Source organism: Microbacterium oleivorans, assembly GCF_001644225.1.
GTDB classification, from domain to species: domain Bacteria; phylum Actinomycetota; class Actinomycetes; order Actinomycetales; family Microbacteriaceae; genus Microbacterium; species Microbacterium gawkjiense.
Genome location: NZ_LSTV01000001.1, coordinates 1304245 through 1318065 on the forward strand (window position 1 = coordinate 1304245; position 13821 = coordinate 1318065).

General features: G+C 70.3%; 13 protein-coding genes. 2 read left to right on the forward strand and 11 right to left on the reverse strand.

All coding sequences use genetic code 11. The features are described from left to right. Window positions 1–58: 58 nt before the first annotated feature. The 10 genes from AYL44_RS06305 to AYL44_RS06350 form a co-directional block, all read right to left on the reverse strand. Window positions 59–1132 (reverse strand): UDP-N-acetylglucosamine--N-acetylmuramyl-(pentapeptide) pyrophosphoryl-undecaprenol N-acetylglucosamine transferase, encoded by a 1074-nt coding sequence (locus AYL44_RS06305; protein ID WP_064002340.1) that lies wholly within the window; start codon window positions 1130–1132, stop codon window positions 59–61. Between the two features lie 10 nt (window positions 1133–1142). Then, on the reverse strand, window positions 1143–2357 hold the full coding sequence (gene ftsW, locus AYL44_RS06310; RefSeq protein WP_064002341.1) for a putative lipid II flippase FtsW: 1215 nt from the start codon (window positions 2355–2357) through the stop codon (window positions 1143–1145). After that, window positions 2314–3855, reverse strand: coding sequence for a UDP-N-acetylmuramoyl-L-alanine--D-glutamate ligase (gene murD, locus AYL44_RS06315; RefSeq protein ID WP_064002342.1), 1542 nt, complete (start codon window positions 3853–3855; stop codon window positions 2314–2316). Before murD ends, ftsW begins: the two co-directional genes overlap by 44 nt. Then, on the reverse strand, window positions 3852–4961 hold the full coding sequence (mraY, locus tag AYL44_RS06320) for a phospho-N-acetylmuramoyl-pentapeptide-transferase (RefSeq protein WP_064002343.1): 1110 nt from the start codon (window positions 4959–4961) through the stop codon (window positions 3852–3854). The genes murD and mraY overlap by 4 nt, the downstream gene beginning before the upstream one ends. Next, entirely contained in the window at window positions 4958–6370 is a 1413-nt protein-coding gene (locus tag AYL44_RS06325) for a UDP-N-acetylmuramoyl-tripeptide--D-alanyl-D-alanine ligase (protein ID WP_064002344.1), read from the reverse strand. Before AYL44_RS06325 ends, mraY begins: the two co-directional genes overlap by 4 nt. 28 nt (window positions 6371–6398) lie before the next feature. After that, window positions 6399–8210: a peptidoglycan D,D-transpeptidase FtsI family protein gene (locus tag AYL44_RS06330; RefSeq protein ID WP_064002345.1), complete on the reverse strand. Its 1812-nt coding sequence runs from the start codon at window positions 8208–8210 to the stop codon at window positions 6399–6401. A gap of 4 nt (window positions 8211–8214) precedes the next feature. After that, complete coding sequence (locus tag AYL44_RS06335) at window positions 8215–8823, reverse strand: hypothetical protein (protein ID WP_064002346.1); 609 nt, start codon at window positions 8821–8823, stop codon at window positions 8215–8217. After that, complete coding sequence (rsmH, locus tag AYL44_RS06340; protein WP_064002347.1) at window positions 8820–9821, reverse strand: 16S rRNA (cytosine(1402)-N(4))-methyltransferase RsmH; 1002 nt, start codon at window positions 9819–9821, stop codon at window positions 8820–8822. The genes AYL44_RS06335 and rsmH overlap by 4 nt, the downstream gene beginning before the upstream one ends. Window positions 9822–9883: 62 nt before the next feature. Then, window positions 9884–10315 (reverse strand): division/cell wall cluster transcriptional repressor MraZ, encoded by a 432-nt coding sequence (gene mraZ / locus AYL44_RS06345; protein ID WP_064002348.1) that lies wholly within the window; start codon window positions 10313–10315, stop codon window positions 9884–9886. 219 nt (window positions 10316–10534) lie between these two features. Next, window positions 10535–10912 (reverse strand): DUF3040 domain-containing protein, encoded by a 378-nt coding sequence (locus AYL44_RS06350; RefSeq protein WP_064002349.1) that lies wholly within the window; start codon window positions 10910–10912, stop codon window positions 10535–10537. Window positions 10913–10972: 60 nt separating this feature from the next. On the opposite strand from AYL44_RS06350, the gene AYL44_RS06355 reads away from it, so the two are divergent. Further along, window positions 10973–12070, forward strand: coding sequence for a polyprenyl synthetase family protein (locus tag AYL44_RS06355; protein WP_064002350.1), 1098 nt, complete (start codon window positions 10973–10975; stop codon window positions 12068–12070). Between the two features lie 35 nt (window positions 12071–12105). Here the strand turns inward: AYL44_RS06355 and AYL44_RS06360 are convergent, their stop codons facing one another. Further along, window positions 12106–12432, reverse strand: coding sequence for an Rv2175c family DNA-binding protein (locus AYL44_RS06360; RefSeq protein WP_064002351.1), 327 nt, complete (start codon window positions 12430–12432; stop codon window positions 12106–12108). Window positions 12433–12587: 155 nt separating this feature from the next. Between AYL44_RS06360 and AYL44_RS06365 the strand changes: the two genes are divergently transcribed. Further along, the gene (locus AYL44_RS06365) at window positions 12588–13787 is read left to right on the forward strand and encodes a LysM peptidoglycan-binding domain-containing protein (protein WP_231872735.1); all 1200 of its coding nucleotides are present in this window, start codon (window positions 12588–12590) and stop codon (window positions 13785–13787) included. The last annotated feature ends 34 nt before the right edge of the window (window positions 13788–13821 follow it).

Sequence of the window (13821 nt, forward strand, 5' to 3'; positions counted from 1 at the left end):
CGACAAGTCTAGGTCGGGGTGGGCGGCGGGGACGCCGCGGCGCGCTGTGCCGGGCTGCTCAGCGGGCGAGCGCGCGGTCGATCAGCCCGACGACGTTCTCACTCCCCGTGCGGGTCCCGACCTGCGCCGCGGCGGCGCGCATGCGCTCGAGCGACGCCGCATCGGACAGGAGCGGGACGACGGTCGAACGGATGCGGTCCCCGGTCAGCTCGGCATCGGGGATCAGCACCGCCGCCCCCGCCGCGACCGCGGACGCGGCGTTGAGGGCCTGCTCGCCGTTGCCGACCGCGTAGGGGACGTAGACGGCCGGGATCCCGAGCGCGCTGAGCTCGCTCACGGTTGCCGCCCCCGACCGCGACACGACGGCGTCGGCGAGGGCGAACGCGAGGTCCATGCGATCGATGTAGGGCACGATCCGGTAGGACGGGTCGTCAGGGTCGGCGATGTCGTTGCGCTCCCCCGCGGCGTGCAGGATCTGCCACCCCGCCGCGACGACGTCCTGCCACGCATCGGCGAACGCCCGGTTGAGCCGCACCGCCCCGAGCGACCCGCCGAAGACGAGGAGGACGGGCCGATCGGCATCCATCCCGAAGGCCGCAGCCGCCTCCTCGCGCAGCGCGGCGCGGTCGAGGTTCACGATCTCGGGGCGCAGCGGCATACCGACGACCTCGGCACCGCGCAGCGGCGTTCCCTCGAAGGCGACACCGGATGCCGCGGCCCCCCGCGCGCCGAGCACGTTGGCGAGCCCCGGCTTGGCGTTCGCCTCGTGGACGACCACGGGGATGCGGGCGCGGCGGGCGGCGACGTACGCGGGCGCCGAGGCGTACCCGCCGAAGCCGACGACGACGTCGACGGCGCGCTCACGGATGTGGTGCCGGACCTGGCGCACGGCGCGGGCGAACCTTGCCGGAAAGCGGAGCGCCGCGGCATCCGGTCGACGCGGGAAGGGGACCTTGTCGACGAACAGCAGCTCGTATCCCCGCTGCGGCACCAGTCGGGCTTCGAGGCCCTCACGGGTGCCGAGGACGAGGACGGTCGCGCCCGGGTCACGGGCCATCAGGGTGTCGGCGACGGCGAGCAGCGGATTGACGTGGCCCGCGGTGCCACCGCCGGCCAGGAGGTACGTGGTCACCGGATCGAGCCTACCGGCGGGTCGGAGCGGTGCCCGGCGCCGAGGTGGGCAGCGTCCGCGCGAAGGCGAGGAGCACCCCGCACGCCATCAGCACCGAGACGAGCGACGTGCCGCCCTGCGACATGAACGGCAGCGGCACACCCAGCACGGGGAACACCCGCAGCACGACCCCGATGTTGATGAGGGCCTGACCGACGATCCAGACGGTGATGCCGCCGGCGGCGATGCGGATGAAGGGGTCGTGGGTCTTGCGGATGACGTGGAAGGCGCCGACCGCGAACAGCGTGAACAGCGCGAGCACCACGATGCACCCGATGAGGCCGAGTTCCTCGCCGACGATCGCGAAGATGTAGTCGTGGGATGCCGCGGGCAGCCACGCATACTTCTCCCGCGAATTCCCGAGGCCGAGGCCGAAGACACCGCCGCTCGCCAGACCCCAGATCCCGTGGAGAGGCTGGTAACAGCCGTCGTAGTAGTCGTCGATACAGTTCGGGTCGAGGAAGCTCGTGATGCGCGCCATGCGATTCGCGCTCGTGAGCGCCAGGACCGCGACGACCACCACGGCGACGACGACCGGAATGATGAACACCCGGAGCTTCACCCCCGAGAAGAACAACGCCCCCAGCAGGATCAGCACGAGGATCATCGCCGTACCGAGGTCTTTACCTGCCAGCACTGAGCCGATGACCATGATCGAGACCGGGACGACCGGGATGAAGACGTGACGCCACAGGCCGAGGAGGGTGTGCTTGCGGTACAGGACGTAACCGAGCCAGAGCGCGAAGGCCAGCTTCAGGAACTCCGACGGCTGCGCCTGGACACCCGCGATCGAGATCCAGTTGCGGTTTCCGTCGAAGTCGTAACCGAGTCCGGTGAACACGAGCAGCTGGAACGCCTGAGCGAGGCCGAGCGCGATCCAGGAGATCCGCTTCCAGAAGAGCACCGGCAAGCGACTGAACACGAACATCAGCGGCACGCCGAGGATCGCGAACATGGCCTGCCGCATGACGGTCTGGAAGGGCCCGCCCTCGCCGGACGTGGCCATCGTCGCCGACAGCACCATGACGAGTCCGAAGATCGTGAGGATCAGCGCCGTCGAGGCGATGAGCAGGAACTCGCTCGGGACCGGCGCGAAGACCTTGCCGAGGGCGACGCGCGCCGTGAAGGCGGAGGAGCCGCGGTCAGCCGGATCCGACGGGGCCGGACGGTCGGTTGTTGTCGTCACCGGCGTCCTTTCCCATCCGAGCGTTCACCGCGTCGGCGAAGCGCCGGCCGCGATCCGAGTACGAGGCGAACTGGTCGAACGATGCCGCAGCCGGAGCGAGGAGGACCACGTCTCCGTCCTGCGCGACGTCCGACGCCAACGCGACGACCTCGGTCATGACGTCCTCAGTCTGAGCGTGGTCGACCTCGAACAGCGGCACCGCCGGCGCGTGTCGCGCGAATGCCGCGACGATCGTGGACCGTTCGACGCCGATGACGATCGCGGCCTTCACCCCGGGACCGCGCGCGGCGACGAGGTCGTCGATGTCGACGCCCTTCAGCAGCCCGCCGAGGACCCAGACCGCGCCGGGGTACGCCTGGAGGGAGGATGCCGCGGCGTGCGGGTTCGTCGCCTTGGAGTCGTCGATCCAGGTGACACCGTCGGCGACGCCCACGACCTCGATCCGGTGCGGGTCGAGGCGGAAGCCACGGAGCGCGTCGCGGATCGCCGCGGGAGGAACGTCGAGCGACCGGGCCAGCGCGGCGGCAGCGAGGATGTTCGCGACGACGTGCGGAGCGGCGAGCCCGGCGTCGGCGAGTTCCGCCACGGTCGTGAGCTCGAGCGCGTTGGTGCGCCGCTCCTCGAGGAACGCTCGGTCGACGAGGATGCCGTCCACGACGCCGAGATCGCTCGGCCCCGGGACGCCGAGATCGAAGCCGATGGCGCGGCATCCTTCGATCACCTCCGCCTCCTCGACCATCTCGCGGGTCGCAACGTCGCTCTTGTTGTAGACGCAGGCGACCCGGGTGAGCTGGTAGACGACGGCCTTCGCGTCGCGGTACGCGTCGAAGGACCCGTGCCATTCGAGATGGTCGGCGGCGAGGTTCAGGCAGACGCTGGCGTACGGCGAGACGCGGTCGTCGCTGTCCTGGAGGCCGAGGTACCAGAGCTGGTGGCTCGAGACCTCAATGACGAGCACGTCGAACCCGGCCGGGTCGCGCACCGCGTCGAGCACCGGGACGCCGATGTTGCCGCACGGCGCCGCCCGCAGGCCGCCGGCGACGAGCATCGTGGCCGTCAGTTGTGTCGTCGTGGTCTTGCCGTTCGTCCCCGTGATGAGCACCCAGTCCGCGGGCGACCCGTCGGCGCGCAGCACCTTGTCGCGGACGCGCCAGGCGAGCTCGATGTCGCCCCAGACATCGACACCCGCCTCGCGGGCCCACGCGACGACGGGGTGGTGCGGCGGGAATCCCGGCGAGGCCACGACGACGTCGGGACGGTGCGCCGTGAGCTCCTCGGGGATGGTGTCGAGGGGGCCCTGCCACAGCCGCGCCCCGATGACGGGGACGAGTCGGGCGTACTCCTCGGCGGCGTCCTCGGTCACGACCAGGACGTCGGCGCCGAGCTCGGCGAGCGTGTCGGCGACGGAGAATCCCGTCATCGACAGCCCGAGGACGACGACCCGGAGACCCGACCAGTCGGCGTGCCAGCTCGTCAGGCGGGCGAGGTCGGCGCTCATACGGCGGCCAGCCAGCCGACGTAGAAGAGCGCGACCCCGAAGATCGCGAAGATGCCCGCGATGACCCACATCCGGACGACGATCGTGATCTCAGGCCATCCGCGCATCTCGAGGTGGTGGTGGAACGGACTCATGAGGAAGAGGCGTTTGCCGCCCGTCGCCTTGAAGTAGTACCGCTGCAGGATCACCGAGGCCGGGGCGATGATGAAGACACCCGCGAGGATGACGGAGAGGATCTCGGTGCGGCTCAGGACGGCCATCGCGACGATCACGCCGCCGATCGCCATCGAGCCCGTGTCGCCCATGAACAGCTTCGCCTTGGGCGCGTTCCACCAGAGGAAGCCGACCAGGGCTCCGACGAAGGACGCCGCGACGATCGTCAGGCCCATGGGGTCGCGCGTGTCGTAGCAGGCGGCGGTGTACTCGGTGGCGAGCGCGGCGGAGTGGCAGCGCTGCTGCAGCTGCCAGAACGTGACCAGGCTGTACGCCGAGACGGTGAAGATCCCCGCACCGGTCGCCAGACCGTCGAGGCCGTCGGTGAGGTTCGATGCGTTGGACCATGCCACCGACATGAACGAGATCCACAACAGGTAGAGGATCCAGCCGGCGACCGCCCCGAGCGCCATGAAGGAGAGCGTCGGGATGTCGCGGAAGAAGGAGATGTAGGCGGAGCCCGGGGTCTCGCCGTACTGGTTCGGGAAGTTCAGTGCCATCACGCCGAACGGGACGGCAACGGCCACCTGTCCGACGATCTTGCGCCAGCCCGAGAGTCCGAGGCTGCGCTGCGACCGGACCTTCATGTAGTCGTCGATGAAGCCGATGATGCCGAGACCCACCATCATCCAGAGGACGAGCAGGCCGGACACGGTGGGTTCCGTACCCCCCGTGTAGCTGCCGACGAAGAAGCCGACCATCGTCCCCACGATGAAGACGATGCCGCCCATCGTGGGCGTCCCGCGCTTGGTGTGGTGGCTCGGGTTGTTGATGTCCTCCGGCGTGCGGATGACCTGGCCCCACCCGATCTTCCGGAAGACCCGGATGAACAAGGGCGTGAGGAACAGGGTGAATGCCAGCGAGATCGTCGCAGCGGCCAGCAGGGATCTCACGAGAACGATTCTCCCAGACGATCGCCCAGGAACCTGAGCCCCGCCGCGTTCGAGGACTTCACGAGCACGCGGTCGCCGTCGCGGAGCTCGGTCATCAGGTAGTCGTAGGCCTCATCGGCGGTCTCGAAGAACACGGCCTCGCCGTCCCAGGAGCCCTCGCTGATGGCGGCGAGGTACAGGCGCCGGGCGGCGGAACCGACCACGACGATGCGCTCGTAGCGGAGGCGGACGGCCTGGAGCCCGATGCGGTCGTGCTCCTCCCCCGCCTGCTCGCCGAGCTCGGTCATCGCCCCGAGGACGGCGACCTTGCGCTGCCCGGGCGCGGTGATCTGCGCGACGGTGCGGAGGGCGGCGGCCATGGAGTCCGGACTGGCGTTGTAGGCGTCGTTGATCACACGCACGCGCTCGCTCCCGAGCGGCTGCATCCGCCAGCGCTCGGCGATCTCGACCGTGCCGATCCGCTCGATGGCGTCGGCGGGGTCCACTCCCAGCAGCTGGGCGACGGTGATGGCGGCCAGCGCGTTCATGACGTGGTGCTCGCCCAGCACCCGCAGGTGCAGCGGCAGGCGTCGACCGTCGACGACGATCGTCGCGGTCGTGCCGGATGCCGTGACGTCGACATCCTCGGCGCGCACGTCGGCCGACGGACCCCGCCCGAACCAGCGGACGGCGACGCCGCGCTCCTCGGCGACGGCGGCCATCGCCGCGACGCGGGCGTCGTCGGCGTTGAGGACGGCCGTGCCGCCGGGACGGAGCGCCTGGACGAGTTCGGTCTTCGCCTTCTGCGTAGCCTCGACACCGCCGAACCCACCGGCATGGGCGAGGCCCACCATCAGGACGGCACCGATGTCGGGCGTGATGAGCCCGGCCAGTTCGGCGATGCGCCCGGGACGGGACGCCCCGAGTTCGCTCACCAGGAAGCGGGTGTCCTCCGTGACGCGGAGCATCGTCACCGGAGCGCCGACCTCGTTGTTGAACGACGCCCGGGGGGCGACGGTGGGGCCTTCGTCCTGGAGGATGCGGGCGAGCAGGTTCTTCGTCGTCGTCTTGCCGTTCGAGCCGGTGATCCCGACCACCTGCAGGCCGCCGTGCGCGCGGACGCGGGCGACCACCTCACGGGCGAGGGCGCCGAGGGCGGCGACGGCGTCTGGCACCACGATCTGCGAGACCGGCGCGTCAACGGGGCGCTGCACGATCGCGAGGGATGCCCCCGCCGCGACGGCAGCGTCGACAAACAGATGGCCGTCGGTCGCGTCGCCGGGCTTGGCGACGAAGACGGAGCCGGGCCCCATCTCGCGGGAATCGGTGTCGACCGTGCCCGAGACGACCGTCTCCGGGGTGTCGGTGCCATGGAGCTGAAGGGTGCCGCCGACGGCGTGCGTCACCTCGGCGAGCGTCATCCGGATCATGCTGGGGTGTCTCCTCGTGCGCTCGGGTTCAGCCTGTGACGGGCAGGAGGGGGGTCTCCGAACCCGACGGCATGACGCGGTAGTGCGTGAGCACCTGCGCCATCGCCTTCTTGAACACCGAGCGGTTGGCCGACGACATGCGCTGCTTCTTGGGCTCGTCGAAGACCGTCAGGACAACATACTTCGGATCCTCGGCGGGAGCGAAGCCGACGAGGGACGTGAAGTACAGGTTCGGCTTGTAGCCGCCCTTGCCGTCGGAGATCTGCGCCGTCCCGGTCTTGCCGCCCATCCGGTAGCCGGGAAGGGCGATGTCGTCGGCGAGCGTCCCCTGCGCGAAGACGTTCTCGAGCATGAGCGAGACTTCGTCGGCGGTCTCCTTCTTGATGACCTGCTCCGGTGCGGCGAGCTTCGGCTCGACGACGGTGCCGTCGGGCTTCGTGCAGGACTCGACGAGGGATGCCGGCATCCGCAGACCGTGGTTGGCGAACGTCTGGTACGCGCTGGCGACCTGGACGGCGGTGACGGTGAAGGCCTGCCCGAAGGTGGTCGCGTACTTCGTCTGGTTGTCCCACGTGTCCGCGGGGGCGATCGTCGTCTTCGGCTCACCCGACCAGTCCAGACCGGTCGGCTGACCGGCGCCGAACTTGGTCAGGTACTCGTACCGCGTCTGCGGGTCGACCATGCCGCCGAACTGCGACATCGCGACGTTCGACGAGGTGACCAGACCGCCGTTGAGCGTCAGGTTCTCGGTCGCGTGGTTCTCGGAGTCGTTGACGACCGCGCCGTTGTCGAACACCATCCGGTCGGGCACCCTGACCGTCGACTCCGGCGTCACGCCGGCCTGCTCGATCGCCGTCGCCGCGGTGACCGGCTTGAAGGTGGAACCCGGCTCGAAGGAGAACCGGAGCAGCCGCGATCCGCGGTCCTCGGGCTCGCTGGCGCCGGGATCGTTGGGGTCGACCGTGGGGGTCTCCGCGAGCGCACGGATCTTGCCCGTCGCGACCTCCATCACGATGATCCCGCCCCAGTCCGCCTGGTAGCGCGAGGTCTCCTCGGCGATGAGCTGCTGCATGTACCACTGCAGGTCGGCGTCGATCGTGAGGGCGAGGGTGCCGCCGTTCTTCGCCGGCTGCTCGACCGCCGTCCCGGGGATGACCACCCCGTCGGCGCCCTTCTGATAGCGGATGCTGCCGTCGGTGGGCGCGAGGCAGGAGTTCTGCAGCGACTCGACACCCTCGAGGGGCTTGCCGTCGGAACCGACGAAACCGAGGATGTTGCCCGCGACCGCACCGTTCGGGTACGAGCGCGAGGCGATCGGTTCGAAGGAGATGAAAGGGATCTGCAGATCGGCGAGCTTGCGGAACTCCGCCGTCGAGACGAACTTCTTCACGTACTCGAACTGGTCGGCCGGGTCCTTCGCGAACGCGTCGTCGGCGATGGCCTGGACCTCGGCGGCATCCTGACCCGTCACCTCGGCGATCTGCGCGGCGATCTCGGGCCACGTCACCAGCACCGTCTTGTCGTTCTCGTCCTTGACGAGCGAGCCGTTCTCGTCCCGCAGGGACATCCCCTTCTCGGCGAGCTTCGGGTTCACGACGACGTGATAGCGCAGCAGGCTCGTCGCGAGCGGAGTGCCATTCGTGTCGACGATCGTTCCCCGCGCACCCTCGAGCTTCGAGGTGACCCGCATCCCCTTGCTGAAGGCATCGCCGACGTGCTGGCTCGCGTTGACGATCTGGATGTCGACCAGGCGGACGACGAAGGAGACCAGGACCACCAGGACGACGGCGAGGGCGACGACGGTGCGACGGCGCGGGCCTCGGGTTGCTCGTGTCGTCATGTTCTCAGTGTGTGCTGGGGGTCGGCAGTCCGTCGGTGATCGAGGGGGGTGTCGGCGTATTGGCCAGCAGGTCCTCGTCGATGGACACACCTGAGTCCAGGCTCGCCTCGGGGTCCGTCACGAGCGGGACACCGGCGACGAGGGCGTTCGAGACCGCCGCCCGCGACAACGCCTCGATCGAGGAGGCATCCGATGCACCCTTCTGCGGACCGAGGGTCGCGCCGTCGCTCAGGCGCAGGTAGTTGGGCTCGCCGCCGGCGACGAGGCCGAGGGCGGCGGCGTTGGCGGCGAGGAACTGCGGCGAGCTGAGCCCCGCGATCTCCTCCTCGAGGATCTGCTTCTGGTAGTTCGTCTCCCGCTGCTGCGCCGTGAGGTCCTTGACCTCGTAGGCGCCCTGCGTCGTGACGATCGACAGCCCCATCTGCACACCGGCGATGGCGAGGGCGCCGGCGACCGCGACGAGGCCGAACACGAGCCGCGGACGGCGTCGCGGCTGCGGTGCGATGCCGACGCCGGGGCGACCCAGCGGACGGAGGACCGGTGCCGCCGACCCGAGGACGACCTCATCGCGTGCGCTGTCGATGGCAGTGGTGGCCAGGGCCGGAACGGTCATGACGCCTCCTTCACTCGCTCTGCCGCACGCAGACGCACCGGTGTGGCGCGCGGGTTGCGGGACTTCTCTTCGTCTGATGCCACTTCGGCGCCCTTGGTGAGGAGGCGGAAGCGGGGGGCGTGCTCGGGCGGTTCGATCGGGAGGCCCGCCGGCGCCGTGGACCGCGTCGCCTCGGCGAACACCCGCTTGACGAGGCGGTCCTCGAGGGACTGGTACGACATGACGACGATGCGACCGCCGACGGGCAGGATGCCGAGGGCCGCGGGCAGTGCGCGCTCGAGGACCGCGAGCTCGCCGTTGACCTCGATGCGCAGCGCCTGGAACACACGCTTTGCGGGGTGACCGCTGCGCTCGCGCTGCACGGCCACGGGCGTCGCGGCGATGAGGATCTCGACGAGGCGCGCGGAGCGATCGATGGGCGCCTCCTGGCGCGCGGCGATGATGGCGCGGGCGTACCGGCCCGCGAGCTTCTCCTCGCCGTACCGCTCGAAGATGCGCCGGAGGTCGCCCTCACCGTAGGTGGCGACGATGTCGGCCGCCGTGGTCGCGGCGGTCTGGTCCATCCGCATGTCGAGCGGGGCATCCTTCGCGTAGGCGAACCCGCGCTCCGCCTCGTCGAGCTGGAGGGAGGACACCCCCAGGTCGAACAGGATGCCATCGACCTTCGTCGCGCCGGCGCTGCGCACCGCCTCGGCGATGTCGTCGTACACGGTGTGGACGAGGGTCACGCGATCCCCGAACCGGGCGAGCCGCTCCCCCGCGATCCGAAGGGCGTCGGTGTCGCGGTCGAGGCCGATCAACCGCGCCTGGGGGAAGCGCTCCAGGAGCGCTTCGGAGTGGCCGCCCATGCCCTCGGTGGCGTCGACGACGACGGCGCCGTCGCGCTGGAGCGCGGGTGCGAGCAGCTCGACGCAGCGGTCGAGGAGGACGGGGGTGTGGATGTCGTCGTAGGCCATGGTGCGTTCGGTTCTGCAGAGGCCCTCGGCCCCGATCCCCATCCGCTCCGACCTGGCGCCGGGGAAGTGCGTCAGGGCGAGCGGCTGGGAGTCGCGGTCGAGGATCAGAAGAGTCCCGGGATCACCTCCTGCTCCATGTCCGAGTACGTGTCTTCGTTGCTGTCCGCGTAGGCGTTCCAGGCGTCGGCGTTCCAGATCTCGGCGTGCGCGCCGACACCCGTCACGACGAGTTCGCGCTCCAGAGCCGCGTAGGTCCGCAGGTGCGGCGGGATCGTGATCCGGTTCTGCGAATCGGGCTTCTCCGCACTCGCGCCGGAGAGGAACATGCGCTGGAAGTCGCGCGCCTGCTTGTTGGTCAGGGGTGCTTCGCGGATGCGCTCGTACACCCGCTCGAACTCCGCCGAGCTGAAGACGTAGAGGCAGCGCTCCTGGCCGCGGGTGATCACGACGCCGGGGCCGAGGTCGTCGCGGAACTTCGCCGGCAGGATGACCCGGCCTTTGTCGTCCAGCTTCGGGGTGTGGGTGCCCAACAACATCGTTCGGTCACCCCCTTCGTCCGGCCCGCTCCAGGATGACGCCACTTTACTCCACTTTCCTCCACTCCGCGATAGATTCCCGCCCCCGATGCGCTCCGGTCTGCCCTCGCCGGTGTCGGCCGCGCCGGGCGCCCCCGCCCGGGCACCCTGCGAGGGCACAAAAAAAGCACCGACCCGGAGGTCGGTGCTTCAGGAGTGGAGGGGTGTGGAGGACTCAGATCATCGATCGTCGTTGCGTCGATCCCACCGGTCGTTCATGCGGTCCATGAAGGAGGCGGATGCCGGCGCCTTCGCGGCGCGCGGCTTTCGCGACCCCGACGCCGCGCGGGCGGCTGCGGCACCCTTGGCCGGAGTGAAGGCCAGGACGACACCGCCCACCATCACGACGAAGGCGATGACGCCGATGACGATGAGGGACGTGGCCACGCCGACGACGAGCCCGGCGATACCGAGGAGGACGATGACGGACCCGTAGACGATGTTGCGATAGCTGAGGGGGGCCGCGCCCCGGTCCGCGCTGACAACATCGGCGTCGTTGCGCATGAGATGGCGTTCCATCTCGTCCAGCAGACGCTGCTCCTGCTCTGACAGTGGCATGCATCCCCCTTGGGTCGGTCCATCAAGTGTACGCGTGCGCGCGATCACTAGGCTAGGCCCGTGTCCTCTTCCCCCGACCCGATCGTGGCCGTTTCCCAGCGAGTCGAGAGGTTCCTGCAGGCGCAGCGCGATGCGGTCGCGGATTTCGGCGAGGAGGCCCGGTCGTTCGTGGATTCCGGCGCCGCCGCCGCCACTGGCGGGAAGGGCTTCCGCGCCCGCTTCTGCCTCGCCGGATGGCGCGCGGTGGCCACGGCCGAGGCGCCCGCGCCCGGCCACGTGCCGGAGGTCGTGACCGCTGCATCCGCGGCATTGGAGGTCTTCCACGCCGCCGCCCTCGTGCACGACGACGTCATCGACCGTTCCGACACCCGTCGAGGGCGCCCCGCCGCCCACCGCGCCTGGGAGGCGGCGCACCGCGCAGGCCGCTGGGCGGGCGACGCGGCGGGCTTCGGCACGTCGGCGGCCATTCTCCTGGGCGACCTCCTCGTGGCGTGGAGCGACGACCTCCTCGAAGAGGGCCTGCTGGCCGCCGAACCGACCGCCGCCGCCCGCGCGCGCGCCGAGTTCGCCCGCATGCGGCGGGAGGTCACCGTGGGTCAGTTCCTCGACATCGCCGAGGAGTCGGTCCATGTGGTCGTGCCCGTCGACACGCACCCCGACCGCGCCCTGCGCGTGGCGTCTCTGAAATCCGCGCGCTACAGCGTGCAGCATCCCCTCCAGCTCGGCGCGGTACTCGCGGGCGCGGACGACGACCAGTACGCCGCCCTCGCCGCGTTCGGTCACCCCGTCGGCCTCGCCTTCCAGCTACGGGACGACGTGCTCGGCGTCTTCGGCGACACGACCGTCACGGGCAAGCCCGTCGGAGACGACCTGCGCGAAGGCAAACGGACGCTGCTCGTCGCCTACACCCGGGCCGCCCTGGCACCGGGGGCCCTCGCCGTCTTCGACGAGCTGATCGGCGACCGGGACCTGACGCCCGAACAGGTGTCGCACCTGCAGCAGACCATCGTCGACACCGGTGCGCTCGCGCGCGTCGAGGATCGGATCACGGGATGGGCGGCCGAGGCCGACCGCGCCCTCCGCGGCGAACGCCTGGGCCACGCAGCGGTCAGCGAACTCCGCGACCTGGCGCGCGCGGCGACCGTTCGCACCGCCTGAGCGACGACCGCCCCGGCGTGCGACCCCGCGAGGGGTCAGGCCAAGGACTGTGCGACGCGACGGACTTCGCTCTTACGTCCCTGTCGGAGGGCATCGATCGGAGCGACGCCGATCGAGTCCTCGGGCGCCAGCAGCCAATCGATCGCCTCGTCGTCCGAGAACCCCGCGTCCTGCAGGACGATGATCGTCCCCCGGAGTGCGGAGATCGGAGATCCGTCCATGAGGAAGACGGATGGGACCCGGGGCGCCCCGAATCGCCGCGACGCGATCAGCTGGTGCTCGTCGAGCATCCGGCGCACGCGCCCGAGGGGTTCGCCGGTCAGCTCGACCAGCTCGGGAAGACTCAGCCAATCAGTGGACACGGTCGCGTCAGAACTCACCTCTCCACTATCGCATCCGCGCCGCCGCAGCGTTTATCACACCAGTCACATGCGCCTCATCCATTGACACCAGCAACACGGCCGTGGCACGGTTCTGCGGGGGGATCGACGAGCTAGGACCGAACGAAGGAACACCTGTGCGCCGTAACGACCTCCTGTCCACCGCCCTGCGCGACAAGCGCACCCCTGCCGTCATCGGCTCGATAGCACTCTCGATGTCGCTCCTGCCGATGGACGCCGCACAGGCCGAGGAGCACCGGCGGAATACCCCGGAACCCGTCGCGTCCAGATCCGCGACCGAGTCCGCCACCGCGGCCACCGTCGTCGGCAGCCCGGCGGCGCGGAAGGCCGTGAAGACCCACGTCGTCGCCCGGGGCGACACGGTCAGCGCCATCGCCGCGGCGAACGGCGTGCGCACCGCCGATGTCCTGGCCTGGAACGGCCTGAGCTGGCGGTCGATCATCCGACCCGGTGACGTCCTCCGTCTCGGCCCGAAGAGCTCGGGGCGGGATGCCGGGCGCACACCGGCAGCGGCGGCTCCGGCATCCACCTACACGGTGAAACGCGGCGACACCCTCTGGTCCATCGCCACCCGCCACGGCATGGGCGTCGCCGCCCTCGCTCGGGCCAACGGACTGGGATCGTCGACGATGATCCACCCGGGGCAGAAGCTGACGATCAGGTCGGTGGCCGTCACTCCTGCCGCCGCCTCCCGCCCCAGCGCACCCCGACCCGAGAAGGCTGGCCCCGTGCATGAGGTGTCCGCGGGCGAGACGCTCTGGGCGATCGCGAAGCGCAGCGGGGTCAGCCTCGGGCGCCTTCTCGCGGCCAACGGCCTGGACGAGGGCTCGATCATCTATCCGGGGCAGAAGCTCCGCATCCCGACCGCCGCGGCGCCCTCCCCCGCATCGAGTGGCGCGGCGCCCGTCGCCCTGGACGCCGAGCAGATCGCCAACGTCAAGACGATCATCGCGGTCGGACGCGAGCGCGGCGTCTCGCGGGACGGCATCGCGATCGCCCTGGCGACGGCGATGGTGGAGTCCTGGATCCGCAACCTCGACGGCGGCGACCGCGACTCGGTCGGCCTCTTCCAGCAGCGCCCGAGCGCGGGCTGGGGCTCGGTGGCCGAGATCCGCGACCCGCGACGGTCCGCGGCCGCGTTCTACGGCGGCTCCGCAGACCCCAACGGCGACCGGACCCGCGGCCTGCTCGACATCGAAGGGTGGGAGGACATGGCCTTCGGCGACGCCGCCCAGGCCGTGCAGATCTCCGCCTACCCCGAGCGGTACGGCCCCTGGGAGGCGCAGGCGTATCGCTGGCTCGAGACGTACGGGTGATTTCCTCGGCCGACCGGCTCCGGGGGTGAGGCGT